Raw genomic sequence first — 25696 nt, 5'->3', positions numbered from 1 at the left:
AAACACTTCCAGCAAGCAACATCATAGCGCCAGCACCGGGCATTGACCAAGTTTCTCAGCCGTTTTCTTGAAATACTGAACGGCTGAGTGTTGCATTCATGCGTTTTTCAGCGGGCCGGCTTGGCCTTGGCCTGGTCGCCCGCCATCACGACCGACAGCTTGGCCGGGTCGACGGCCTTGCGGAAGGCCGCGTTCAGCTGCGGCAGCGTGACCGCCATCATGCGCTTCTCGAAATCGGCCGACCATTCGTAGGTCTTGTCGCGGTACAGGTAGGAGGTCCAGCCGGCCGCCAGCGTGCCGTCGTCGGCGCGGTTCTGTACCCTCTGTTGCATGAGACCGGATTTGGCAGCGGCGAGTTCCGCAGCAGTAAAACCATCCTTGAGCGCACGCGCCAGCTCCTCGCGCACCGCGACGTCGACCTTGGCCAGGTTCTGCGGCGCGGCGATGGCGCTGATCCCGAACATGCCGGCGCGGTCCCATTCGCCCGCCGACAGCTGGGTGCCGCCGCCATAGGACAGGCCCTCTTTCTGGCGGATGCGGTCCAGCAGGCGCGACTTCAAGCCGCCGCCACCGCCGAAGATGTAATCCGCCAGCATCAGCGCCGGATAGTCGGGATCGTCGACGTTCAAGTCGAGATTCATACGCGCGGTGTAGAACCCGTTCTCCTTATCGGGCGTGTTCAAGGTCTGGTGTATAGGCTTGATGTCGCCGTTCTTGCGCAGCACCGGCGCGACGTGCATGGGCGCCTTCCACTGGCCGAACAGCTGGTCGACCAAGAGCACGATCTCCTTGGGGTCGAAGTCGCCGACGATGGCAAGCTCGGCCGGATTGGAGCCGTAGAAGTCGCGGTGGAAGGCCTTGACCTGGTCCAGGCTCGCACCCTTGATGTCGGCGATGTCTTCGTCCAGCGTGGTTTCGTGGCGAATGTCGCCCTTCGGATAGATGTCGAAGTGCTCGGCTAGCGCGCGCGAGGCCAGGTTCTGCGGTTCGGCGCGGCTGGCTTCCAGGGCCACCAGCGACTGCTGGCGCAGCTGCTCGAATTCGGCCGCCGGGAAGCTTGGCTCCTTCAGCACGTGGGCGGCCAGCTTCAGCGCCGCGGCCAGGTTCTCGCGCGTGGTCTGGAAGTGGGTCAGGCCGCCGGCCACCTTCAGCTTCTCGAAGGCGTCGGCCAGCTGCACGCGGTCGTATTGCGTGGTGCCGCGCATCAGCATCGCGGCGGTCAGGCCCGGCACCGCGCCCTTGCCGAACAGGTTCTGCTCGTCACCGAAGTGCTGGCGCAGGTCCACCGTGACGGTCTGGCCGCGGTTCTTCTTCGGCAGCAGGGCCAGCTTGACGCCGCCCGCCGTGGTCAGGGTGGTGCGCTTCATGATGTTGGCCTGGCTGGGCTCGAAATCCTCCGCGCTCAGGTTCGAGGCTTGCGGCTTGAAGTCCTTTAGCAGACTCTCCACGCTGGGCGCCGGCGGCACCACGGCGCGCTGCGGATCGTCGTCGGGCAGGAAGCTGCCGGTGACGCGGTTGTCGCGCTTGAAGTAGCGGCTGGACGCTTGCGCCACCTGCTCCGCCGTGATCTTCTCGACCTTGTCGCGGCCGACGAAGAACAGGCGCCAGTCGCCCAGCGCGATGGTCTCCGACAAGGCCACGCCCACCTGCTGCGGATCGTTCAGGCTGCGCTCGATGCTGTTCAGGTAGCTGCGCTTGGTGCGCTCCATTTCGTCTGCGCTTGGCGGATGCTGGGCGAAGCTCTCCACCGCCTCCGTCAGCGCGGCGCGCACCGGCTCCAGCGGCTCGCCCTTCTTGACCACGGCGCCGAAGAATTGCAGGCCGGGCGCATAGCCGGTCTGGGCGAAGGAGAACACCTGGCTGGCCTTGCCGCTGTCGACCAGCAGCTTGTGCAGGCGGCCGGTCGGCACGTCGCCGAGGATGCTCGAGGAGAAGCTCAGGATATCGCTGTCGTCGTGCAGGCCGGACGGCACTTTGTAGGCCACCGCGACGATCTGGACGTCGCCTTGGCGCCGCACCGTGAAGCTGCGCTCGCCGTCCTGGGTCGGCTCGACGGTCCAGAACTCGGGCAGCGTGCGCTTGGGCTTCGGGATCGCGCCGAACAGCTTGCTGATCGAGCGCAGGGTCTGGTTCGGATCGAACTTGCCGGCCACCAGCAGCACGGCGTTATCCGGCTGGTAATAGGTGTGATAGAAATCCTGCAGGTTCTTGATGCGGACGTTTTCGATGTCGCTCTTGTTGCCGATGGTCGAGCGGCCGTAGGCGTGCCAGTCGTAGGCGACGCTCTGCATGCGCTTCATCAGCACCGAGCCCGGCGAATTCTCGCCGCTCTCGTATTCGTTGCGTACGACCGTCATCTCGGAATCGAGGTCCTTCTTGGCAATGAAGGAATGGGTCATGCGGTCGGCTTCCATCTCCAGCGCCCACTGCAGGTTTTCCGGCGATGCCTGGAACACCTCGTAATAGTTCGTACGGTCCAGCGAGGTGGTGCCGTTGAACTGCATGCCGCGGCTTGAAAACTGGGCCGGGATGTCGCGGTGCTTCGGCGCGCCCTTGAACATCAGGTGTTCGAGCAGGTGGGCCATGCCGGTCTCGCCGTAGTTCTCGTGGCGCGAGCCGACCAGGTAAGTGACGTTGACGGTCACCGTCGGGCGCGAGGAATCCGGGAACAGCAGCACCTTGAGGCCGTTCGGCAGGCGGTATTCGGTGATGCCCTCGGCCGACGGCCCCTGCACTACCCCTGCCGGGAGCGAGCTCGGCGCCCGCTGGGCCCAGGCCGGGCCGGCGCTGGTCATGGCCAGGCCGGTGACGATCATGGTTGCGGCTGCGCCGCGCTGCAGGAAGCTCGTGCTCATGTCACCTCGATGTGATTGGTTGCCACGCAGACAATGCGTGGCCGCACAGCATGGTAACAGAGCCGGGCTTAGGCCTGGCTTACCGGGTTTTCCCTGGTCCAGCCTCCATTGTCGGTTAGTTGCAATTTTCAGGAGCCGAGGCGGCGGTGCCGCACACTACTGCCGGGCCCGCTTTTCGCGCTGCTGCTGGTAGGGACTGATGCGCGACAGTTCTTCCATCTCTTCGGCCAGGAAGGTCAGCAGGTCGTCGGCGCTGACGATGCCGGCCAGCGCCCCGCTGTCGGACACGACCGGAACGCGCCGGATGCCGCGCAGGCGCATGCGCTCGATGGTAGCGTAGACGTCGTCGTGCTCGCCTGCCGTGAGCAGGTCGTCGGTCATGATGTCGCCCACTTGCAGGCCGAGCGGATCGAGGCCCAGGGCAATGACGGACACGACGATGTCGCGGTCGGTGACGATGCCGACGGGAATGCGCTCGCCGTCCGGCTCCTCGACCACGACGAGGTCGCCGACATGGTGCTTGCGCATGAGGAGGGCTGCGCCCTGCACGCTTTCGTCGCGCGAGCAGCAGATGGTGTCTGTGGTGCTGAGCTTGCCGACTTCCATGGTCGCCTCCCCATCGTCAGGCAATCACGCTAACGCTGGAAAGCAAAACGGCTTTGAGGTGAATCAAAGCCGCTATGGGGAAATCAGACGGTAGGCTTCTGCTCGCCGGGCGGCGGCACGTAGCAGGCATCGACGACCTGCAGGTCGTTGTCCTTGGCGAAATTCACCACGAAGTGGTAAGCCAGCGGTTCGACGCTCTTGAGCGCATTGTTGACCACGACTGCCTTGACGCCGTTCACCACGGTCGGGTGCACGTAGGGCGAAAACTGGATGTGGGCATTGCGGCCACCGCTGCCGGGCGGCCGGAAGCACGACATGACCCCGCACAGACGCTCGGCCCAGTCACTCGGACGGAATTGCCTGCCCTTGCTTGTCACGCCGAGAATGATGAACTCGTCGGCGCGTTCTTTCGCGGTTTGCGGTAACTCGGCCATAGTGCTGCTTACTGAAACATGGAGCGTGGATGAGAACAACCCCGGTATTATATCTTATAGAAGACCTGGGACGAAGCTTTACAGAGCGCACGACAATCGTCCATGGCGGCGTTGCACGGTCTCGCCGTACTAGCGTACTGTCTTCGACCGTGCGCCTTGCCCTGAACGATTGTCGGGCGCTCTCGGGGCTCGTCCGTCTCCGGGGGAAAGTTCAACCAAGCAATACCGCGCCGGAAAGCAGGAGCAGGAGCAGCATCCATAATAACAGCGCGCGCCAGACCAGGCCGACGGTGCTCTGGAGTGCGCGCACGTTCGGCTCCTCGCCCGGCAACACATCCGCTTCGCTGTCGGAAAGGTCGACGGTGGCGGCATCCATCGTCACGATGCGCGGCGCGGTTTCGATCGGCGAACCGAGACGCACGCCCATGGCGCCGCCGCCGGCTGCCAGGATGATGCCCTTTGCCTCGTCGGCCCAGCGGCCGGCAAAGTTGCGCCAGGCGTAGATCGCGTCCTCGAAATTGCCGACCACCGCGAAGGCGATGGCCGTCAGGCGCACCGGGATCCAGTCGATCCAGTAGAAGGCGCGTGCGGCGAACTGGCCGAAGGCTTCGTTGCGCATGTGATCGGGCTCGTTCCAGGCGCGCGCCAGGTATTCGGATACGCGGTACATCACGGCGCAGGCCGGCCCCAGCGGCATCAGGAACCAGAAGAACACGCCGAACACGTTGCGGTGCGTGGTGATGAGGGATTTCTCGACGGCCAGGCGGGCGATCTCGGTGCCATCCATGCCGACCGTGTCGACCTTGGTCCACTCGGCCAGCAAGGTGCGCGCGGTGGCTTCGTCGCCGGCGTTCAGGGCGAACTGGATCGAGGTGAAGTAATGGCTGTAGTGGCGGAAGCCCAAGGTCAGGTAGACGATCAGGATGTTCCAGGCAAAGGCCGCGAACACCCAGCCGTAGTACATCAGCACCCAGTAGATGGCGGCCGTCGGGATCATCAGGCTGCCCATCATCAGGAACCAGCCGAGACGGCCATGGCTCACCTGGCCGGCGTTGAACCAGGCTTCGATGCGCATGGCGTAGCGCTTGATCTCGGCGTAGATCTGGTTATCCGCGCGCAGGGGTTTCAGCTGCTCGATGAGCAGCGCGCACAGGATGGAAAAGAAAGTCATTACGGTCCCTTATTGATGCCAACTTATTGTTGCTTTACTTCATTGCCCGCTACGATAGCGCAGTAGGCCGAATCAATCAAATACAGGACCGTGGAATTTTCAGGCGCGCAGCAGATGGAAGAGGTTGCGCAGCATGCCCGCCGTCGCGCCCCAGATGAAGAAACGCTCGTAGGGCATGGCGTAGAAGCTGCGCCGCCCTGCCCCTTCCGGCAGCTCGAAGGACATGCGCTGGTGGTTCATGCCGTTCATCAGGAAGGCCAGCGGGACTTCGAAGATCTCGGCGACCTCGTTCGATTCGGCGATGAGCTCGAACGGCGGCGTGACCAGCCCGACCACCGGCGTCACCAGGTAGGCGGAGGCGGTCAGATGATCGGGCAGCACGCCGATGATCTCGACGTGGCGGCGCGCCAGGCCGATTTCTTCCTCGGTTTCGCGCAGGGCGGTCTCGATCGACGAGGAATCCAGCTCTTCGGCGCTGCCGCCGGGAAAGCTGATCTGGCCGGCATGATTGTTCAGGTGGGCGGTGCGCTGGGTCAGCAGCACGGTCAGGCCCTCGGGGCGCTCGACAATGGGCACCAGCACGGCGGCGCGGCGCAGCTTGGGAAAGCGCTCGCGCAGGTCTTCCGGCAGCTCGGGTTCCCAGGCGCGGGGACGCGCCAGGCGCTCGCGCAGCCAGGCCGCCTGCAGGCGCTCGGGCGGCAGCGCGGCTTCGCCGGCAATCGCGTCGATGGGGAGACGCTGGGGATCGAGATGCAGTTTTGCCAAAGGAGGCTCCGGAAAAAGAAAAAGGCATCCGTTCGGATGCCTTTTCCATGCTACTGGCGCAATTACTGAGCGGCAGCGGCGGTCTTGCGGGTCGGCAGTTTCTCTTTGATACGTGCCGATTTGCCCGAACGCTCACGCAGGTAGTACAGCTTCGCACGGCGCACATCACCACGACGCTTCACTTCGATCGAAGCGATCAGCGGCGAGTACAGCTGGAAGGTACGCTCAACGCCTTCGCCCGACGAGATCTTACGAACGATGAAGTTCGAGTTCAGGCCGCGATTACGACGCGAGATGACCACGCCTTCGTATGCCTGGGCGCGCTTGCGGTTGCCTTCGACGACGTTGACGCTGACGACAACGGTGTCGCCCGGTGCGAAATCAGGGATGTTGCGGCCGAGGCGCGCAATCTCTTCTTGCTCGAGTTGCTGGATCAGATCCATTTTTATGACTCCAATGACCATCTTGCTGGCGCTGTACTATTGCCCAGTAGAGGATGGGATTAAAACATACGGGGTGTTACGCCCGTCTTCACGCCAACATGGCGCAAATCCTTAATCGGCAGTTTTGTCCAGCTCTGCCAGAAACTTCTCATCGGCCCTGGTCAGCTGACCGGCGCTGCGCGCCTTGTCCAGCAGATCGGGCCGTTTCTTCGCGGTCGCTTCCAGCTGCTGCTTTCGGCGCCACTTCATGATCTCTGCGTGGTTGCCGCCCATCAGCACGGGCGGCACAGCCACGCCTTCGTAGACTTCCGGACGCGTGTAATGCGGCGAATCCAGCAGGCCGTTGACGAAGCTGTCTTCGACCGCCGAGGCTTCGTCGCCCAGCGCACCGGGCAGGTTCCTCACCACGGCATCCATCAGCGCCATCGCCGGCAGTTCGCCGCCGGACAGCACGAAGTCGCCGAGGGAAATCTCCTCGTCGACACAGCGGTCCAGCAGACGCTGGTCGACCGCTTCGTAGCGGCCGCACAGCAGCACCAGGCCGGGCTCGTCCTTCAGCGCCATCACGCGTTCATGCGTCAGCGGCTTGCCTTGCGGCGACATGAACACCACGCGCGGCGCCGGCAAACCCATGTCGATCTGACGCTGCCTGGCGGCGGCAATCGTCGCTTCGAGCGGCTTCGCCAGCATCACCATGCCGGGGCCGCCGCCATACGGGCGATCGTCCACGGTGCGGTGGCGGTCCTGGGTGAAATCGCGCGGATTCCAGATCGACAGCTTCCACAGGCCCTGCTCGTGCGCGCGGCGCGTCACGCCCGACTGCGTCAGTGCGGCGAACATTTCTGGAAACAGGCTCACGACGTCGAACTGCATCGCGTTAAAAGTCCAGGCCCCAGTCCAGGGTAATCAGTTTTGCCTTGAGGTCGACGGTCTTGACGAACTGGTCCACGAACGGCACCAGGCGCTCCTCGAGCTTCGCATCGGGTGCGTCGGCAGCGGGAACGGGCACGATGCGCAGGATCGATTGCGGACCGTTGCTCATCATGTCGGCGACCTTGCCGAGGGCTTCGCCCTGCAGGTTCACGGCATCCAGTCCGATCAGGTCGGACCAGTAGTATTCATCTTCCGGCAGTGCCGGAAATTCCGCCCGCGACACCTGCACCGTTGCGCCCTTGAGCGCCTCGGCGACATCGCGATCGGTGACATCGACCAGGGTGGCAGTGACATCGCCACTATGGTACTTCGCGCTGCGCACCTTGACGGGACGCAGCGCCGGCTTGTCGAGCCACCAGGTTTTCACGTTCAGCAGCGCATCGGCATCTGCCGAGTAAGGCGAGATACGGATGCCGCCCCGGAGCCCGTAGGCGCCGGTGATGTGTCCGACCTGTACCAGGTCGTCAGGAATTGCTGCTGAATCGGTCAAACCAGTAAAACTTTCGCTTGTAGCTTGTATTAAGCAGCGACTTTCTGACCGGCGACCAGGCGAGCAACGGTCGGCGACAGTTGTGCGCCAACGCCTTGCCAGTAGGCCAGACGGTCAGCGGTGATGTTCAGGCCAACTTCCTTGCCCGATGCCATCGGGTTGTAGAAGCCGATGCGCTCGATGAAACGGCCATCGCGACGGTTGCGCGAATCGGTTGCAACGATGTTGTAGAACGGGCGCTTCTTGGCACCACCACGAGCTAAACGAATAACGACCATAATATTTCCAAAAAATTGTGCTGGACGGAGAAAGCCGACGATTATAGCGCGCCGCGCCGTGCCTCAGCAAGCATTTGTCAAAAAACCAAAAACCCGGCGCGCAGACCGGCCGAATCCAGCATTATCGCCTATTTTTCCTAACAACGCCACAGTGGCGGCCGTTCCTCACCTTAGGAATGCCGTCGAAAACCACGAAAAATGCTGTCTTGCCGGCCGTTTTGGCACATACTTTCGTCTTTCCTTTTCACAACAACAGGCCAAGCCTGGTCGTCGATGTCGAACCACAAGAACAAGACTCTCGCCACCGCCCTCGCCTTCGTCCTCGGCGGCCTCGGCGTCCACCGCTTCTACCTCAGGGGCAGCGTCGATCGGCTCGGCCTGCTGCACGTCTGCAGCCTGCCGGTGGCCGGCATGATCTACGGCCTCGGACACGCGCCGAATCCCTTCTGGACGCTGCTGCCCATTTTCATTTCCTCCATCGTCGGCTTCATCGAGGCGCTGGTCATCGGCCTGACGCCCGACGAGAAATGGGATGCGAAGTTCAACCCGGCGTCCGGGCGCAAGTCGCACTCGCACTGGATCCTGGCGGTGCTGCTGGTGCTGACCATGCTGGTCGGCGCGACCAGCGTCATTGCGATGCTGTCGCGCCTGTTCGACCTGCTTTATACGGGCGGCGCCTACGGTTGAATTACAGCCTCGCCAGTGCTTACAGCCTCACCGTGGCTTACAGCCCCGGTGTCCAGCGATACTTCGGCAGCACGGTCGGCGGATTCGGCCCGGTCAGGATCACGATTTCGCGGTAGGCCGTGAGCTCCAGCGCCTTGGGGTCGCCGGTATAGCGCGTCAGCTTGCCGTTCTCGATCAGGTAGTAGCGGAAAGGCCCGCTCAGCCCGGCCACGTTCGTGCTGGTGAAAGGCTGGCGCCATAGCGAGAAGTACTGGCTCAGCATGAATTTCTTCGGCACGTCGGTTTCGATGTGGACGATGCCCGAGGCGTCGTGCGTGTGCAGCTCGTAGGCGCAGCCGCTGCGGCCGACCGCGTCAGGCATCGCCAGCCGGGTTGCGTTGCGGTAGATCGAGAGCAGCGTGTGGATGTGGTAGTCCTCGTTCTTGAGGCAGTTGACGCCGTCGACCGGTTGGCCGGTGCCAACCCAGGCGGGCCAGTTCTGGACGCTGTTGCTGATGGTAAGACCGAAGTCCGAGAAGCTGTCCGCCAGCTTGACGGTGATCTCGTCCGGCGGCGCCGGGTCGGTCGGCGGCGGATTGGTGGGCGTGGTCGGTCCGGTCGGCGGCGTCGGCTGCGCCGGGGGAGAAGGCGGTGTCGGTGCGGTCGGCGTCTGCGGATCGGGGGTGGGCGTATAGGACGAATCGTTACCGCCGCCGCAGGCGGCAAGCGCGGACAGGGCCGCCAGGGTCATCGTCATCTGCAGCACGCGTCTCGGCTTCATGAAAGTCATGCTCGCTCCTCAGGTGAATGCGGATGAGCTGATTCTATGCGGGCCGGGTCAGCCGGAAGTTTAAGAAAGCTCAAGTGTGGAGTGATACGCGCCAGGCGGTCTGCGGAGCACAACAATTTGCCGATCCGCGCTGCCTGGGCAGGCGTAGCGCCGGGTGGAGCGGCGCCCGCCTGGCGGCCCGCAGGGACCGCGGCACCGCGATCAGTAATGACCCTTGTCGTGGTCCTTCTCGTGATCGTCCTTGCAGATCTTCTTGCTGGCATCGACGATATCGTCGAGCAGGTGGTCCAGCTTGCGCACCGCCACGCCCAGGCGCTCCAGGGCCGCCTTCAGGAAGCCCTTGTACTCGTCGCGCTCCTTCTTGTACTTCCCGGCCGCGGCCTTCCACTCGTCGCGCTCCTTCTTGTACTCGTCGCGCTCCTTCCGGTACTCGTCCCGCTCCTTTTTGTAATCGTCGCGCTCCTTTTTGACCTTCCAGCACTTGTCGTGCTCATGGCACTTGCCGCCATCGTGGTCATGATCGTGGTCGTGATCGTGGCAGTGGTCGTGATCGCGGTCATCCTCATATGCCTCGGTACCCATGATGTTTCTCCTCATCGAGCCGACTCAGATTGGTTGGAGGGCCGTGCGGCTCATGCGCGGCTTGAGTACAAGTTAGTTCCGTCTAGATGAGTCCGCTTTGTGCCAAGCTAAATCTCTATGCACATGGCATAAGGGAAATTATTCGAGAGGACAAGAAAAAAGCGGCCCGCAGGCCGCTTTCAGGATGACGTTGTACGCGAATCAGAACTGCTCGATCTCGAGCGCCAGCACGCCGGCGCTGCCGTCGACGATCGCGTGGCGCAGGCCGGTGGCGCCGGACAGCACGTGGTCGGCGAAGAAGCGGGCCGTCCCGATCTTGGCGCGGTAGAAGGCGGCATCGCCCTCGCCCGCATCCAGCTTCTGCTGCGCGACCAGGGCCGCGCGCGCCATCTGCCAGCCGCCCAGCACGATGCCGGCCAGCTTCAGGTAGAGCACGCTGCCAGCGAACACGGCGCGCGGATCCGATTTGGTGTTGGCAACAACGAAGTCGACCACCTGCTCCAGTGCAGTACTGCCGGCCGCCAGCTGCTCACGGATCGCGGCGAAGTCGGCGCCCTGCTTCTCGGCCAGTTGGGCTTCGGTGGCGCGGACCTGGGCGATGATGGACTTCGCCACCGCGCCGCCATCACGCACCGTCTTGCGGCCCACCAGGTCATTGGCCTGGATCGCGGTCGTGCCTTCGTAGATGGTCAGGATCTTGGCATCGCGGTAGTGCTGGGCCGCGCCGGTCTCTTCGATGAAGCCCATGCCGCCGTGCACCTGCACGCCGTCGCGCGCGACGTTCTCGGACATCTCGGTCGACCAGCCCTTGATCACCGGGACCAGGTATTCGTAGACCGCCAGATTGGCCTTGCGGGTGGCTTCGTCCGGGTGGCTGTGGGCCAGGTCGCTGTAGGCTGCGCCGACGTAGGCCAGCGCGCGGGCCGCTTCGGTCTGCGAGCGCATCGACATCAGCATGCGGCGCACGTCCGGGTGGTTGATGATGGCGACCGGGCCGCTCGAACCTTCGACGGCGCGCGACTGCACGCGGTCCTTCGCGAAGGCGACCGCCTGCTGGTAGGCGTGTTCGGCCAGGCCGACGCCCTGCATGCCGACGCCAAAGCGGGCCGCGTTCATCATGATGAACATGTACTCGAGGCCGCGGTTCTCTTCGCCCACCAGGGTGCCGATGGCGCCGCCGTTGTCGCCGAACTGCAGGACCGCGGTCGGGCTGGCCTTGATACCCAGCTTGTGCTCGATCGAGACGCAGTGGGCGTCGTTGCGCTCGCCCAGCGAACCGTCCGCATTGACCATGAACTTCGGCACGATGAACAGCGAGATCCCCTTCACGCCCGGAGGCGCGTCCGGCGTGCGCGCCAGGACCAGGTGGATGATGTTCTCGGCCATGTCGTGCTCGCCGTAGGTGATAAAGATCTTGGTGCCGAAGATCTTGTAGGTGCCGTCGCCCTGCGGCACGGCGCGGGTGCGCACGGCGGCCAGGTCGGAACCGGCCTGCGGCTCGGTCAGGTTCATGGTGCCGGTCCACTTGCCCGAGATGAGCGGCTCGATGAAGCGCGCCTTCTGCTCTTCGGTGCCGGCAGTCAGCAGGGCCTCGATGGCGCCGTCGGTCAGCAGCGCGACCAGCGCGAACGCCAGGTTGGCGCCGTGCAGCATCTCCACGCAGGGCGTGGCGACGAGCTTGGGCAGGCCCTGGCCGCCGAATTCGGCCGGGTGCTGCACACCCTGCCAGCCGGCTTCGGCAAAGCCGCGGAAGGCTTCCTTGAAGCCTTTCGAGGTGGTGACCTGGCCGTCGTGCCAGAAGCTCGGCTCCTTGTCGCCGGAGTGGTTCAGCGGGGCGACCACGCCGCCGCAGAATTTCGCGCTCTCTTCCAGCACCGCTTCGACGGTGTCCGGGGTCGCGTCTTCGCAGCCGGGGAGCTGGTTGATCTCGGCCAGGTTGGCCAGTTCGTTCACGACGAACAGCATGTCTTTCAGGGGGGCGTTGTAGCTCACCGTGGTCTCCTAGTTCTTTCGTTTACGTATACGTCAAACGCCGGTCGCAAAAAAGGCGGGAACCCATGCGACCTCTCGGTTCAGTATGGATTCCCGCCTCCGCGGGATGACGGCTTAAGGTTTAGCCCAGTTCTTTGACCAGCGCCGGCACGACCTCGAACAGGTCGCCGACGATGCCGTAGTCGGCCACCGAGAAGATCGGCGCTTCCGGATCCTTGTTGATGGCGACGATGGTCTTCGAGTCCTTCATGCCGGCCAGGTGCTGGATGGCGCCCGAGATACCGACCGCGATGTACAGCTGCGGGGCGACGATCTTGCCGGTCTGGCCGACCTGCCAGTCGTTCGGCACGTAGCCGGCGTCGACGGCTGCGCGCGATGCGCCCATGGCGGCGCCCAGCTTGTCGGCCAGCGGTTCCAGCAGCTTGAAGTTGTCGCCCGAGCCCATGCCGCGGCCGCCGGAGACGACGATCTTGGCGCCGGTCAGTTCCGGACGGTCCGACTTGGCCAGCTCGCGGCCGACGAAGCTCGACTTGCCCGAATCGGCAACCGCCGACACGGATTCGACGGCAGCGGAACCGCCTTCGGCTGCGGCGGCATCGAAGCCGGTGCTGCGCACGGTGATGACCTTGACCTTGTCGCCCGACTGCACGATGGCGATGGCGTTACCGGCGTAGATCGGACGCTCGAAGGTGTCCGGGGCGTCGACCTTGGTGATTTCCGAGATCTGGGCCACGTCCAGCTTGGCGGCGACGCGCGGCAGGATGTTTTTGCCGTAAGCGGTAGCCGGGGCCAGGATGTGCGAGTAGGCGCCTGCGACCGCCAGGATCTGCTCGGCGACGTTCTCGGCCAGGCCGTCGGCGAAGTGCGGCGCGTCGGCGACCAGCACTTTCGAGACGCCTGCGATCTTCGCAGCCTGCTCGGCGACGGCGCCGCAGCCCGAGCCGGCGACCAGCACGTGGACATCGCCGCCGCACTGGGCGGCCGCGGTCACGGTGTTCAGGGTGGCGCCCTTCAGCGAGGCGTTGTCGTGTTCTGCAATAACGAGTGCGACCATGATTTTCTTATCCTAAATTAGATGACTTTGGCTTCGGTGCGCAGCTTGGCCACGAGGGTCGCCACGTCCGGGACCTTGATGCCGGCCGAGCGCTTGGCCGGCTCCGACACTTTCAGGGTCTTCAGGCGCGGGGTCACGTCGACGCCCAGGTCTTCCGGCTTGATGGTCTCGAGCGGCTTCTTCTTGGCCTTCATGATGTTCGGCAGCGTCACGTAGCGCGGCTCGTTCAGGCGCAGGTCGGTGGTGACGATGGCCGGCAGGGTCAGGGCCACGGTTTCCAAGCCGCCGTCCACTTCGCGGGTCACGGTTACTTTACCGTCTTCCAGCACGACCTTGGAGGCGAAGGTCGCCTGCGGCCAGCCCAGCAGCGCAGCCAGCATCTGGCCGGTCTGGTTCGAGTCGTCGTCGATCGCCTGCTTGCCCAGGATGATCAGCTGCGGCTGCTCCTTGTCGGCCAGCGCCTTCAGCACCTTGGCCACGCCCAGCGGCTCGATCTCGGCGCCGGTCTCGACCAGGATGCCGCGGTCGGCACCGATCGCCATACCGGTACGCAGGGTTTCCTGGGCCTGGGTCACGCCGCAGGTCACGGCCACGATCTCGGTGACCTTGCCGGCTTCCTTCAGGCGGGTCGCCTCTTCCAGTGCGATCTCGTCGAACGGGTTCATCGACATTTTGACGTTGGCGATATCGACGCCGCTGCCGTCGGACTTGACGCGGACCTTGACGTTGTAGTCGACCACGCGTTTGACGGGTACCAGGACTTTCATAGTGGGCCTTTGGAAAATGGAATGAGGACTAAAGCGAAAAATGATCCGAATTATAAGAGCAAAACTGCTTAGACACAGAATTAAAGCACGATCGTGCGTTTTTTGCTTAGAAGGAATCCACTAATTCTGCTGAAACCTTGATTAATCAGTGAGAGAAAACGCGGGGCTGCTGCTCCCTGCCCCGTTGTCAGGTGTGCGTTCTTACTTGCGGCGCAGCCAGAAGGTGAACTCGCCGTTGATGTGGGTGTGCGCCAGCAGCGCGTTGCCGGTCTGCTTGGCGAAGGCCTGGAAATCGCGCACGGAACCGGTGTCGGTCGCAACGATGCGCAGCACTTCGCCGCTGCTCAGTTCGGCGAGGGCTTTCTTGGCCTTCAGGATAGGCAGCGGGCAGTTCAAGCCTCGCGCATCGAGGTCTTTCTGGACCTCGATAGTGCCGGTGTCGAGTATGGTTTCGCTCATCGATATGCCTGCGTAAGTTGGGCAGATTCCCGCATAGTACTCCAATTGCGGGATTATGACGCACCGCACCAAAAGACGCATAGTGTCGTTGCACTTTAACAACAACTATTATAGTTCATGGAACATCCGGAAAACAGGCGCTTTACATTTCGCCGATCAGGTTGGCGGCTGCCGGTTCTCGCCTTTGACCCATATGAAAGCGCACACGGCCGCGAGCGCCGCCGTGACGGCGCACACCACCATCGCCCTGTGGAAAGGCGCCAGCAGCGCGCGGCCCTGCACGCTCAGGACCACGCCGAGCAAGGCGGTGGCGATCAGGCCGCCGCCGCGCGCCACCGCGCTGTTGAAGCCGGAGGCGATGCCGGTATGGCTGGGGTCCACCGAGGACAGCACGGCCGTCGTCAGCGGCGCCGCCACGCAGGCCATGCCCAGCGAGATCACCACCATGGCCGGCAATACCGTCGCCACATAGGAACCCGAGCCGATGCGCGTGCCGAGCAGGAAGCCGCAGGCGACGATGACAGCGCCGATCGCCAGCGGCAGGCGCGAACCGTGGCTGCCGGCGAACTTTCCCATCAGCGGCGAGCCGAGCGCCAGTACGATCGGAAACGGCAGCAGAGCGGCGCCGGCCTCCTTGGCCGAGTAATGCAGCGTCTGGATCATCACGTAGGGCACCAGCAGCATCAGCGCGCCCAGCGCCCCGTACAGCAGGAAGGTCATCAGGTTCAGGCCCGAAAAGCTGCTCGACCCGAACAGCTTCAGCGGCAGCATCGCGCGTTCGCCCGCGCGGTGCTCGATCCACAGGAACACCAGCAGGATCAGTACGCCGGCTGCCAGCGCAATGCCGGCCGCCGGCGTCAGCTGCTTTTCGGCGGAGGCGTCGGCCAGGCCCCAGGTTACGCAGCCGAGACCGAGGCTAGCCAGCAGCGCGCCCAGCGGATCGAGCGCGACTGGCTTGTCGCTGGTCTTCACGTGGACGAAGCGCCAGGCCATGAAGATCGCCAGCGCTGCGATCGGCAGGTTGATGTAGAAGATCGCGCGCCAGCCGACCGAGTCGATCAGCCAGCCGCCCAGCAGCGGGCCGACCGCACCCGCCGCCGCGCCGGCCGCGGCCCAGATGCCGATTGCCCGTCCGCGCGCCTTGTCTTCGAAGGTGGCGCCCAGGATCGCCAGGCTGTTCGGCAGCAACAGGGCCGCGCCGACGCCCTGCAGGGCACGGCCTCCAACCAATATCCACAGATTGAAGGCGAATGCGCACAGCAGGGAAGCCAGGCCGAAGATCGTGATGCCCGTCATCAGGATGCGCCTGCGGCCATAGCGGTCGCCCATCGCGCCGCCCAGCAGCAGCAGGGAACTGAGCGGCAGCAGGTAGCCGCTGACGACCCAGGACAGGTCTGCGCCGGTCCCGGCCAGGTCCTTGCCGATCGCCGAGAGGCCGACATTGACCACCGAGCCGTCGATGAAGGCCAGGCTGCTCGACAGGATGGATGTGGCCAGCACCAGGTTCGGATGGGCAGCGGGCGCGCCGTCGGACTTGGCGTCGGACTTGCCTTCGGCGAGGGCACGGTCGCAATGCGGGGGCAGGCTGCTCATGCGTCTCCTGGGCGGCGATGTCGGGATTGGCGGCCATCGTGCCGCCGCCGGCCGCTGCCGTCTGTTCGCGGGCGTACCGAGCCCTTACATCCTCACGAAGACCAGACTGGACACTATGTTGGGCCGCTCCAGGCGCACGGTGAGGGTCTTGCCGTCCGGGCTCAGGCTCCAGTCCTCGCTGCTGCGGCCGTGCACCGTGCCGCCGGCCAGGCCGAATTCGCGCACGATGTCGATGTGCAGCCGGTCCCCATCGATCATGCGGGCCTTCATGGTGGTCGGCGCCTGCTGCGGGCCTTCGGGCGTGCGCACCTCGGTCAGGGCCGTGGTCGGCGTGCCGTCAAAGCGGTAGACGAAACGGTTCCGCAGCGGTTCCGGCCTTGCGCCTTCGATGGCGACGTCGACGGTGAGCCGATCGCCCGCCTGCGCGTTGCTGAGGCGGTGCGAGCTGACCTGGCTGTAATACGGCGGCAGGTTGCTGCTGCGGCTGCGGTCGAGTGACCAGTTGCCGCTGAAGTCGGCGGACGAGGCAGGGGCGCAGGCGAGCAGCGCCGCGCCCAGCAGGGACAGGCGTTTCATGGTGGGTCTCCCAGGGAAAGGTGATGGATGAGGAGTGGCGCGCTCTCTCCTGTATTCCCCTGGCTTCGCCTAAAAGTTCCAACCATAAACGCGTCGTCCCCGCGGAAGCGGGGACCCATACAAAGCCGGTCGAAGTGGCTCAGCATGGGTCCCCGCCTGCGCGGGGACGACGGTCTTCAGGCTAACTTACGGCTTAAACGCGCTCGCCCACCCAGCCCGGCACGCCAGCCAGCGCCTGCGGCAGCGCAGCAGCGTCGGTGCCGCCGGCCTGGGCCATGTCCGGGCGGCCGCCGCCCTTGCCGCCCACCTGCTGGGCGACAAAGTTGACCAGCTCGCCGGCCTTGACCTTGCCGGTGGCGTCCTTGGTGACGCCGGCGATCAGGCTGACCTTGCCGTCGGCCACCGAAGCCAGCACGATGGCGGCGGTCTTCAGCTTGTCCTTCAGCTTGTCCATGGTCTCGCGCAGCGCGTTGACGTCGGCGCCTTCCATGGTCGCGGCCAGCACCTTGACGCCGTTGACGTCGACGGCCTGGCCGGCCAGCTCGTCGCCCTGGCCCGCGGCCAGCTTCGACTTCAGCGCGTTGACTTCCTTCTCCAGCGCCTTGACCTGGTCCTGCACCTGGACTATGCGCGACGGCAGTTCGTCCGGGCCGGTCTTCAGGGCGCTAGCGGCTTCCTGCAGCTTGCGGTTGGTCGCCTGCACCCATGCCAGCGCGCCCTCGCCCGTCACCGCTTCGACGCGGCGGATGCCGGCTGCGACGCCGCCTTCCGAGACGATCTTGAAGAGACCGATGTCGCCGGTGCGGGTGACGTGCACGCCGCCGCACAGCTCTTTCGAGGAACCGATGTCCAGCACGCGCACGGTGTCGCCGTACTTCTCGCCGAACAGGGCCATCGCGCCGTGCTTGATGGCGTCGTCCATCGACATGTGCTGGGCCTGGGTCGGGTGGTTCTGCAGGATCTCGGCGTTGACGATCTGCTCGACGCGCGCGATTTCCTCAGCGCTCAGCGGTGCGTTGTGGGCGAAGTCGAAGCGGGTCTTGTCCGGATCGACCAGCGAGCCTTTCTGCTGGACGTGGGAGCCGAGCACTTCGCGCAGCGCCTTGTGCATCAGGTGGGTGGCCGAGTGGTTGCGGATGGTGCGCGCGCGCTTGGCTTCGTCCACTTGCGCGTCGACCGTGTCGCCCACTTTCAGCGAGCCCGATTGCAGCACGCCGTGGTGGCCGAACACGTCGGCCTGGATCTTCAGGGTGTCCTCGACTTCGAACACGCCGTTGCTCGCCTTGATCAGGCCCTTGTCGCCCACCTGGCCGCCGGATTCGGCGTAGAACGGGGTGGTGTCCAGCACCACGATGCCGTCCTGGCCGGCCTTCAGCTCCTGCACCGACACGCCGTCGGCGTACAGCGCCAGCACGTGGGTGTTGTGGACCAGCGAGTCATAGCCGACGAACTTGTTCTTCTCGCCCGAGTACTCGACGTTGGCGGCCATCTTGAACTTGCCGGCGGCACGCGCGGTCTTCTTCTGCTGTTCCATGGCGGCGGCGAAGCCTGCCTCGTCCAGCGTGACGTTGCGCTCGCGGCAGATGTCGGCGGTCAGGTCCAGCGGGAAGCCGTAGGTGTCGTACAGGGTGAAGGCGGTGGCGCCGTCGAGTTTTTGCGGATCCTTGGCCAGCTGGGCTTCCAGGATCTTCATGCCGTTTTCCAGGGTCTCGCCGAAACGCTCTTCCTCGGCCTTCAGCACCTGCATCACGCGCGCTTTCGCTTCGCGCAGTTCCGGATAGGCGTCGCCCATCTCGATGTCGAGGTCTTCGACCAGCTTGTAGAAGAAGGGCTTGGTCTGGCCCAGCTTGTGGCCGTGGCGCAGCGCGCGGCGGATGATGCGGCGCAGGACGTAGCCGTGGCCTTCGCTGCTCGGGATGATGCCGTCGACGATCAGGAAGCTCGATGCGCGGATGTGGTCGGCGATCACGCGCAGCGACTTCGACTCGAGGTCGGTCGTGCCGGTTTCGCGGGCGGCTGCCTTGATCAGGGCCTGGAACAGGTCGATCTCGTAGTTCGAGTGGACGTGCTGCAGCACCGCGGCCAGGCGCTCGAGGCCCATGCCGGTGTCGATCGAGGGCTTCGGCAGCGGGGTCAGGACGCCGGATTCATCGCGGTTGAACTGCATGAACACCAGGTTCCAGATCTCGATGAAGCGGTCGCCGTCTTCTTCCGGCGAGCCCGGAGGACCGCCCCAGATGTCGGCGCCGTGGTCGTAGAAGATCTCGGTGCAGGGGCCGCAGGGACCGGTGTCGGCCATCTGCCAGAAGTTGTCGGAGGCGTAACGCGCGCCCTTGTTGTCGCCGATGCGGATGATGCGCTCTTTCGGCACGCCGATCTCGTTGGCCCAGATATCGTAGGCTTCGTCGTCTTCGAAGTAGACGGTGATGGTCAGCTTTTCGGCCGGCAGGTTGTAGACCTTGGTCAGCAGCTCCCAGGCGAAGTTGATGGCGTCGCGCTTGAAGTAGTCGCCGAAGCTGAAGTTACCCAGCATTTCGAAGAAGGTGTGGTGACGCGCGGTGTAGCCGACGTTTTCCAGGTCGTTGTGCTTGCCGCCGGCGCGCACGCAGCGCTGCACGGTGGTGGCGCGCTTGTACGGCCGCGTATCCAGGCCCAGGAACACGTCCTTGAACTGCACCATGCCGCTGTTGGTCAACAACATCGTCGGGTCGTTGCCCGGCACGAGCGGGCTCGAGCGGACAATGGTATGACCTTTGGACTCGAAGAATTTGAGGAACTTTTCGCGTATTTCGGTGGATTTCATGTCGTAGGGGCGTGTGAGGGCAGCATGCTATATAAAAAAATGATTATAGCGTAGCTGTTGGAAGGAATTGCGGGTGGTGTTTGGAGCTATTGCACTAATTGCAACAGCGCGTGGGCACGGGGTGCCCACCCTACCTTTTGCCGTAGGGTGGGCACCCCGTGCCCACGCTTTACCTTACCGGAGAAGCGCCAGGACAGCGTTCGGCTGCCCGTTCGCCTGCGTCAGCATCGCCGACGCCGCCTGCTGCAGGATCTGCGAGCGCGTCAGCTTGACGGTGGTGTCGGCATAGTCGACGTCCTGGATGCGGCTTTGCGAAGCCGCCAGGTTCACCGACGAGGTCTGGTTGTTCTGGGCCGCCATGTCGAGCCGGTTGCTGGCCGCGCCCACCACGACCCGCTGCTTGTCGACGAAGTCGATCGCCTGGTCGATGTGCAGCAGCGCCACCGCGGTTTTCTTCATGTCCAGGTCCGCCAGCCCGAGGGCCTGCGAATTCATGGCCGAGAATTCGAGGTTGATCAGGTCGTCCTTGGTCGTGCCGGCGCCGACCTGGATCTGCAAGCGGTTGACGCCGGCGCCGGCGCCCTTGTCCAGGCCGTCGAAGTCGAACTTGAAGCTCTGCAGCGGCTTGTCGGCCGAGGTATAGCCGACGTCGGACACCACGTCCGTGGGGTTGCGCGACGGGCCGCCATCGGCGTCCAGGCCGCCGATGGCGCCGGTGTCCGCGTTGGTCAGGTTCATCTTGGTGTTGATGAAGGTCGCGCCGTTGGCCTGGAAATCGGTCATGAAGGCGCTGGCGCTGGCGATCGTGCCGTTGGTGACGGCGTTCAGCGCCGTATCCAGGTTCGCGCTCTGATTCTCGTGCAGATAGGTCATCAGGCCTTTCATGCCGCCGTCGACGCCCGCCTCCTTCAGCTTGTCGTGCAGGTAGCGCGAGGCCACGTAGGCGCCTTCGTAACTGGGACTGGACGCGGCAGCGCCGCTGACCACGGCGGCCACGCTGCCGCCGGCGATCGCACTCGCCACGCGCTGATCCGCGCCCTGGATCAGCTCCGCCGTGCCTTCCACGAACCAGGTCGGCAACGAGGCCATGTTCATCGAGCGGTCCATGACGGCGTGCACCATTTCGTGGGCGATGACGCGGTCGTTGAAATAGCCGGAGGAGACGCCGCCGTCAGCCGTGTCGCCGATACCGAAGTCCGCCATGTCGAGGTTCAGGCTGAGGTTCTTGACCTTGCCGTTGGATTCCGTGCTGCCCGACACCGAGGCCAGCACGTTCCACTGGCCGTCGGTGGTATTGAGGTTCAGCTTCAGCGCGGCGCCATCGCCCTCGATGCCGTAGTATTTCTTGATCATTTCCTCGGCATTGCCCAGCCAGCCGGTCTTCAGGCCGTCGATCACCTTGCGCACCTTGCTGTCGCCGCCGATGCTGCTGGTGTCCTGCGAGAACAGGGTCATGCCGTTGAACTGGGTCGACTTGCCGACGTCGGAAATCTGGGCCAGGATCTGGGTCGCCTCCTGCTGCAGGGCGCCGCGGTCGGTGTCGGACATGCCGCCGTCGCCGGACTGCACGGCCAGCTCGCGCAGGCGCTGCAGGCCGTCGCCGATATTCGCCATGGCGCTGTCGGCCACCTGCAGCATCGAGGTGCCGTCGTTGATGTTGCGCATGACCTGGCTCATGCCGCGCAGCTGCGAAGACATGCGCGCCGAAATTGCCTGCCCGGCGGGGTCGTCGCTGGCGCTGTCAATGCGGGCGCCGGACGTCATCTTCGCGATTGCCTTCGTGGCCGCGGCCGTATGCTCGGCAAGCTGGCGCTGCGCCTGCAGCGACAAGGAATTGTTATTGATCGACAGGGTCATGGTCGTCGTGGGAGCCGATTGGGCAGTAATCAGTCCTTAACGACAAGTCCTTACAATTCTGAAGGGCAAGATGGCATTTATTTAACGCGGGTGGCGAAATCCGGGCTTATCAAGTCGATGCGGTCGGTGCAAAAGGCGTCCACACCCCAGTCCAGCAGTTCGCGGGCGCGCGCCGGCTCGTTGACGGTGTAGCAGAACAGGCCGAACCCGGCCGCCTTGACCTCCTGCGCCTGCTGCGGCGTCAGGTGGCGGTGGTTGACGTGGATGGCGACGGCGTCCACCTCGCGCGCGCGGCGCTCCCAGTCGGGCGGCAGTTCGCTCATCAAAAAGGCGCGCGGCAGCTGCGGCGCCACGTCGCGCGCCGCCTCCAGTGCCTGCTGGCTGAACGAGGACAGCAGCGGCGCCCGCTCCGGTCGGCCCGGGGCAGATCCCTCCCCCAGCTCGTCGGCGAACATGGCGGCGGCGATCCGCGCCACCGCCCCGCCGGTCTCGATCTCATGGCCCGGCGCCGGCTTGAGCTCGATGTTCATCCACACGCCATGCGCCTTGCAGAACTGCGCGAACTCGACGAACAGCGGCACGGTCTCGCCCTCGTACTCGCGGCCGAACCAGCCGCCGGCGTCCATGCCGGCCAGCTCCAGCGCATCGTAGTCGACAACGTGGCCGGAACCGGCCACGGTGCGGCCCAGGAAGGGATCGTGCATCACGACCGGCACGCCGTCGCGCGCCAGCATCACGTCGTATTCGATGGCGCGAAAGCCCGCGCGCATGCCGCGCAGCAGGCCGGCCATGGTGTTTTCCGGCGCCAGGGTGCCGCCGCCGCGATGGGCCAGGACTTTCGGATAGCGCCACATTTTCCCTCTCCTATGCGCGTGTCGACAGCCAGACAAAGCATGCCATGTTCACGGCCACCGTGAACCAGAACATCTGGCGGAAGGGCTGCTTGACCGTCTTGTGGCGGAGCCATTGCTGGGCCAGAACGGCGCCCGGCCAGCCGCCCAGCAGGCCCAGCATCAGCAGCGTGCTCTCCGGCGTGCGCCGCTCGCCCTTGCGCGCCGCCGATTTATCCAGCGCATAGCCGCAGAAGCAGACCAGGCTCATCGCCAGGTAGGCGGCGCCGACCAGCGGAGTCAGATGCCAGGCGATGGTGGCGCCGGCGTAGACGAGCGCAAACAGGAAGATGGGCAGGAAGGGCGTCATGGCGGCAGCTTACGCGCTGCCGAACGGCGTGTCCATCGGGCAAGCGCGTATCCGCACTGTCCGTTAATGAACGTACGGAGCGATTCCACCGAAGCGCCTACCCTCCCCCTTCGACTGTCCCAATACCGGAGAAAATCATGGGTTTTGATCTAGGCAACCTGCTGCAGAACTACCTGGGCGGCGGCGCCAACGCCAACCAGGCACAGGCCAGCGACGACTTCGACCGCGTGGCGCAGCAAGCCCCGCGCGAGGAACTGGCGCGCGGCGTCACCCAGGCGCTGCGATCCGACCAGACGCCGCCCTTCCCGCAGATGGTCGGCCAGCTGTTCGGCCACAGCGACCCCAACCAGCGCGCCGGCATGCTGAACCAGCTGATCGCCAGCCTCGGCCCGCAACTGCTGTCCGGCGTGGCCGGCGGTGCGCTCGGCAATCTCCTCGGCGGCGGCCAGAACCGCGTGACGCCGGAACAGGCGTCCCAGCTCTCGCCGGATCAGGTGCAGGACATCGCCGCCCATGCGGAACAGCAGAATCCGGGCATCGTCGACCAGATGGGCAATTTCTACTCGGACCATCCGACCCTGGTGAAAGCCCTGGGCGGCGCCGCACTGGCAATCGCACTGGGCCACATGGCGCAAGGCATGCAACGTCATTAACGTAAAAAGGAGAACGATATGGGTATCCTCGGCGACATCTTCCACAAAATCTTCCCTGGCCACCATCCGGCCAACACGCAGGCACAGACCGGCGGCACGCCAGCCCCTGCACCCGCGGCACCGCAAGCCGCACCGGCCCCGGCGCCCGCAGCAGGCACGAGCGGCACGGCCGGCGCCGCGCCGGCCGCCACCCTGAACCAGCAGGTGGACGTCGAGGAGATCCTGACCAATATGCAGAAATCCTCGGGCCAGCAGCTGAACTGGCGCACCTCGATCGTCGACCTGCTGAAACTGCTGAACCTGGACAGCAGCCTGCAGGCGCGCAAGGACCTGGCCGCCGAGCTGCACTACACCGGCGATACCAACGACTCGGCCAGCATGAACATCTGGCTGCACAAGCAAGTCATGACCAAGCTGGCGCAGAACGGCGGCAAGGTGCCGGCCGACCTGCAAGACTGATCTACCACCCATGGCCGGCTCGCCCGATGCGAACCGGCCCTTCCGCACCCATGATGCTTTCGACAAATCAACAGTCCAGCACCAGGAATCTATCCGAACAATCCAGGAAGCTGCTGGCCATCCGCGATGACGTTTTTGCCGAATGGGAAAAGCGTGTGCGCAGCCTGATCCAGGGTGCGGACGAGGTCAGCCATCCGGTGCTGCTGGATACCTTGCCTCTGTTTTACGGGAACATCGCGGAAGCGCTGAGTCCCGGCTTCGATCGCGAAAACGCCGCCAGCGATTCGAGCGCCGCGACCGGCCATGGCAGCGAACGCGCCCGCACCACCGAATACGAGGCGGTCGAAATCGTCTACGAATACCAGTTGCTGCGCGACGTCCTGCTGGAAGTCGCGCAGGCCAACGGCATCCGCTTCACCGGCGAGGAACTGCGCGTCATCGGCTCTTCCTTCGACCAGGCGATCCGCGATGCCGTCGAAGAATTCACTGCCCTGCAGCGGGCCTTCCGCGAACGGGTCGCGGCCTCGCTCACGCACGACATGCGCAGCCCGCTGTCGGTCATCATTTCGGGAGCGGAACTGCTGCTGGCGACCAACCCGGGCAAGGCGGAAAAGATCGCCCAGAAAATTCTCGACAACGGCCTGCGCCTCGAGCGCATGTTCCAGGAACAGCTCGACGCCCTCAGCCAGACGACCGCACACAGCGCGCCGCTGGACCTGGCGGCCATGGATGCGCTGGCGCTGGCGCGGAAGGTCGCCGAACACGTCAAGGACACGACCTCGGCCGATTGCGAGGTCAGCGGCGAATCCGTGGTCGGCTGGTGGAACGAGAGCGCCATGCGGCGCGCCCTTGAAAACCTGACCCTGAACGCGGCCAAGTACGGCGACGGCAAGCTGGTCAGCGTGAACGTGGCCCAGACCCACGGCCGCGTGATCATCTCGGTGCACAACTGCGGCAATCCGATCCCGGACGAGCGGCGCAAGGACATCTTCGAATACCTGAACCGCGGCGAACAGTCGGACAAGACCGGCTGGGGCATCGGTCTGCCCTTCGTGCAGGAAGTCGCCAAGCGGCACGGCGGCACCGTGGTGCTCGACAGCTCGGAGCAGGCCGGCACCACCTTCACCCTCGACATTCCGATCGACGGGCGCGAATTCAACTGACCCGGTCAATCCGCCAGGCTGACGTTGGCCGGCGTGCCGCAGGAAAAGCAGAAGCGCATCAGCGCGTTCTTGCGCACCGTGCACACCGGGCAGCGGTCGAACAGCTGGAAGCCGCAGTGCGGGCAATGCGCCAGGGTCTCGTCCTTGTAGTCGGTGGGCCGCTCGCAGGACGGGCACAGGTTCTTGGCGATGCGTCCCATCACAAGGTCGTAGCGCATCCCGGTCTTGCGCTGCGGCTCGGGCAGCGCCTCGATTGCCTTCTGCCGCGCCAGGTAGGCCTGCAGCCAGCGGATCGCATAGCGTCCGCAGACCACCGTCAGCAGGATGCCGACCAGATAGCGCACATAGCCGCCGTAGCTGGGCAGGTAGGGAACCAGCTCGACGAAGAAGGCGAACAGCGCAAAGAAGATGAAGCCCCAGGCGAAGGGCCAGTAGGTATCGTTGCGCTTGTGCTTGAACAGCCAGCCGGCCACCAGCAGCAGCGGCAGGGTCAGCGCCAGGCGGTACAGGAAGACCTGCAGTTCGGCGCGCCGCGCGGCGCGTTGGGCCTGATCCTGGGCCGGCACCAGTAGCGCCATATGCTCCTGGCGCGCCTTTTCCGCAGCCTGCTCCGCATCGAGCCGGGCCTGCTGCTGCGCCTCCACCGCGGCCAGCGCCGTGCGTTCGTCCTGCGCCAGGCGGTCGAGCGCGCGGGTGCGTGCTATCAGCTCGGCATCCTGCTCCGGCCGCACGGTAGCGTGGCGGGTCGCGATCCAGTTCTCGAAGGTGGCGCGGGCGCTGCGCGTGTTGGCCTGCGCGGCCTGATGCTTTTGCTGAGCCTGTTCGAGGGCGCGCTCGGCTTCGTCCTTCGCCTGGGCCGCGCGCTTGATCTCGGCCTTGTATTGCGCGGCGGCGTCGGGGTCGATCAGGGCCTGGGCGGTGGGGACAGGGTCGAGCCCGTCCATGTTCTCGATCACCTTGCCGCCCAGGCCGATCAGGAAGCCGGCAAACAGGAAGGCGACCAGCCACAGCGCGCGATGCATCCAGGTTTCGGTCAGGCGCAGGCCTTTGTTCATGGTAGTTCTCCGTCAAGTGGCAACCGTCGCAGATTGCCATTGAAGGAGAACG

The 25696-nt window shown here is 64.8% G+C and carries 26 protein-coding genes; 4 read left to right on the top strand and 22 right to left on the bottom strand.

Features of this window, described 5'->3' with window-relative positions:
- Nucleotides 1-107 precede the first annotated feature (107 nt).
- The 9 genes from AC07PE_RS15730 to rpsP all read right to left on the bottom strand — a co-directional run bounded on the left by AC07PE_RS15730 (nt 108) and on the right by rpsP (nt 7975).
- On the bottom strand, nt 108-2855 hold the full coding sequence (locus AC07PE_RS15730) for a M16 family metallopeptidase (RefSeq protein WP_498766019.1): 2748 nt from the start codon (nt 2853-2855) through the stop codon (nt 108-110).
- 156 nt (nt 2856-3011) lie between these two features.
- Nucleotides 3012-3461, bottom strand: a complete 450-nt coding sequence (locus AC07PE_RS15725) for a CBS domain-containing protein (protein ID WP_498766017.1) — start codon at nt 3459-3461, stop codon at nt 3012-3014.
- Between the two features lie 83 nt (nt 3462-3544).
- Nucleotides 3545-3895, bottom strand: coding sequence for a DUF3579 domain-containing protein (locus AC07PE_RS15720; protein WP_498766015.1), 351 nt, complete (start codon nt 3893-3895; stop codon nt 3545-3547).
- A gap of 211 nt (nt 3896-4106) precedes the next feature.
- Entirely contained in the window at nt 4107-5066 is a 960-nt protein-coding gene (locus AC07PE_RS15715) for a CobD/CbiB family protein (RefSeq protein ID WP_498766013.1), read from the bottom strand.
- 99 nt (nt 5067-5165) lie between these two features.
- Complete coding sequence (locus AC07PE_RS15710) at nt 5166-5831, bottom strand: CoA pyrophosphatase (protein ID WP_498766011.1); 666 nt, start codon at nt 5829-5831, stop codon at nt 5166-5168.
- A 62-nt stretch (nt 5832-5893) separates the two neighbouring features.
- A complete protein-coding gene (rplS, locus tag AC07PE_RS15705) occupies nt 5894-6274 on the bottom strand; it encodes a 50S ribosomal protein L19 (protein ID WP_258844539.1) in 381 nt (126 codons plus the stop codon).
- A 111-nt stretch (nt 6275-6385) separates the two neighbouring features.
- A complete protein-coding gene (trmD, locus tag AC07PE_RS15700; RefSeq protein ID WP_498766009.1) occupies nt 6386-7147 on the bottom strand; it encodes a tRNA (guanosine(37)-N1)-methyltransferase TrmD in 762 nt (253 codons plus the stop codon).
- A 4-nt stretch (nt 7148-7151) separates the two neighbouring features.
- The gene (gene rimM / locus AC07PE_RS15695; RefSeq protein WP_498766007.1) at nt 7152-7697 is read right to left on the bottom strand and encodes a ribosome maturation factor RimM; all 546 of its coding nucleotides are present in this window, start codon (nt 7695-7697) and stop codon (nt 7152-7154) included.
- A 29-nt stretch (nt 7698-7726) separates the two neighbouring features.
- On the bottom strand, nt 7727-7975 hold the full coding sequence (gene rpsP, locus AC07PE_RS15690; RefSeq protein ID WP_258844542.1) for a 30S ribosomal protein S16: 249 nt from the start codon (nt 7973-7975) through the stop codon (nt 7727-7729).
- Nucleotides 7976-8248: 273 nt separating this feature from the next.
- On the opposite strand from rpsP, the gene AC07PE_RS15685 reads away from it, so the two are divergent.
- On the top strand, nt 8249-8662 hold the full coding sequence (locus tag AC07PE_RS15685) for a TM2 domain-containing protein (RefSeq protein ID WP_498766005.1): 414 nt from the start codon (nt 8249-8251) through the stop codon (nt 8660-8662).
- Between the two features lie 37 nt (nt 8663-8699).
- Here AC07PE_RS15685 and AC07PE_RS15680 read toward each other — a convergent pair whose 3' ends face one another.
- The 12 genes from AC07PE_RS15680 to AC07PE_RS15625 all read right to left on the bottom strand — a co-directional run bounded on the left by AC07PE_RS15680 (nt 8700) and on the right by AC07PE_RS15625 (nt 22314).
- Nucleotides 8700-9431, bottom strand: a complete 732-nt coding sequence (locus AC07PE_RS15680) for a hypothetical protein (protein WP_498766003.1) — start codon at nt 9429-9431, stop codon at nt 8700-8702.
- Nucleotides 9432-9632: 201 nt separating this feature from the next.
- Nucleotides 9633-10013, bottom strand: coding sequence for a hypothetical protein (locus AC07PE_RS15675; RefSeq protein ID WP_498766001.1), 381 nt, complete (start codon nt 10011-10013; stop codon nt 9633-9635).
- 201 nt (nt 10014-10214) lie between these two features.
- Nucleotides 10215-12005: an acyl-CoA dehydrogenase gene (locus tag AC07PE_RS15670; RefSeq protein ID WP_498765999.1), complete on the bottom strand. Its 1791-nt coding sequence runs from the start codon at nt 12003-12005 to the stop codon at nt 10215-10217.
- Nucleotides 12006-12126: 121 nt separating this feature from the next.
- On the bottom strand, nt 12127-13059 hold the full coding sequence (locus AC07PE_RS15665) for an electron transfer flavoprotein subunit alpha/FixB family protein (protein WP_498765997.1): 933 nt from the start codon (nt 13057-13059) through the stop codon (nt 12127-12129).
- 17 nt (nt 13060-13076) lie between these two features.
- Nucleotides 13077-13826 (bottom strand): electron transfer flavoprotein subunit beta/FixA family protein, encoded by a 750-nt coding sequence (locus tag AC07PE_RS15660; RefSeq protein ID WP_230027482.1) that lies wholly within the window; start codon nt 13824-13826, stop codon nt 13077-13079.
- Between the two features lie 201 nt (nt 13827-14027).
- Complete coding sequence (locus AC07PE_RS15655; protein WP_498766078.1) at nt 14028-14255, bottom strand: sulfurtransferase TusA family protein; 228 nt, start codon at nt 14253-14255, stop codon at nt 14028-14030.
- 186 nt (nt 14256-14441) lie between these two features.
- Entirely contained in the window at nt 14442-15878 is a 1437-nt protein-coding gene (locus tag AC07PE_RS15650; RefSeq protein ID WP_498765994.1) for an MFS transporter, read from the bottom strand.
- A gap of 84 nt (nt 15879-15962) precedes the next feature.
- The gene (locus tag AC07PE_RS15645; protein ID WP_498765992.1) at nt 15963-16454 is read right to left on the bottom strand and encodes a hypothetical protein; all 492 of its coding nucleotides are present in this window, start codon (nt 16452-16454) and stop codon (nt 15963-15965) included.
- A 193-nt stretch (nt 16455-16647) separates the two neighbouring features.
- A complete protein-coding gene (gene alaS, locus AC07PE_RS15640; protein WP_498765990.1) occupies nt 16648-19257 on the bottom strand; it encodes an alanine--tRNA ligase in 2610 nt (869 codons plus the stop codon).
- A gap of 174 nt (nt 19258-19431) precedes the next feature.
- On the bottom strand, nt 19432-21114 hold the full coding sequence (locus AC07PE_RS15635; protein WP_498765988.1) for a flagellinolysin: 1683 nt from the start codon (nt 21112-21114) through the stop codon (nt 19432-19434).
- A 77-nt stretch (nt 21115-21191) separates the two neighbouring features.
- Nucleotides 21192-21968 carry a glycerophosphodiester phosphodiesterase gene (ugpQ, locus tag AC07PE_RS15630; protein WP_498765986.1) on the bottom strand — a complete coding sequence of 259 codons (777 nt, stop codon included), beginning with the start codon at nt 21966-21968 and terminating at the stop codon, nt 21192-21194.
- Between the two features lie 10 nt (nt 21969-21978).
- Nucleotides 21979-22314: a DUF1294 domain-containing protein gene (locus AC07PE_RS15625; protein ID WP_498765984.1), complete on the bottom strand. Its 336-nt coding sequence runs from the start codon at nt 22312-22314 to the stop codon at nt 21979-21981.
- A 137-nt stretch (nt 22315-22451) separates the two neighbouring features.
- On the opposite strand from AC07PE_RS15625, the gene AC07PE_RS15620 reads away from it, so the two are divergent.
- The 3 genes from AC07PE_RS15620 to AC07PE_RS15610 all read left to right on the top strand — a co-directional run bounded on the left by AC07PE_RS15620 (nt 22452) and on the right by AC07PE_RS15610 (nt 24589).
- Complete coding sequence (locus AC07PE_RS15620) at nt 22452-22967, top strand: hypothetical protein (protein ID WP_498765982.1); 516 nt, start codon at nt 22452-22454, stop codon at nt 22965-22967.
- An 18-nt stretch (nt 22968-22985) separates the two neighbouring features.
- A complete protein-coding gene (locus tag AC07PE_RS15615) occupies nt 22986-23426 on the top strand; it encodes a DUF3597 domain-containing protein (protein WP_498765980.1) in 441 nt (146 codons plus the stop codon).
- A gap of 155 nt (nt 23427-23581) precedes the next feature.
- Nucleotides 23582-24589, top strand: a complete 1008-nt coding sequence (locus tag AC07PE_RS15610; protein ID WP_498765978.1) for a sensor histidine kinase — start codon at nt 23582-23584, stop codon at nt 24587-24589.
- A gap of 5 nt (nt 24590-24594) precedes the next feature.
- Here AC07PE_RS15610 and AC07PE_RS15605 read toward each other — a convergent pair whose 3' ends face one another.
- Nucleotides 24595-25644, bottom strand: a complete 1050-nt coding sequence (locus tag AC07PE_RS15605) for a serine endopeptidase (protein ID WP_498765976.1) — start codon at nt 25642-25644, stop codon at nt 24595-24597.
- Nucleotides 25645-25696 lie beyond the last annotated feature (52 nt).

The sequence above is a fragment of the Telluria sp. GW821-FHT07G12 genome (genome assembly GCF_059418525.1).
Note: the sequence above shows the minus strand (reverse complement) of the source record. Positions and strands in the feature narration are given on the sequence as shown.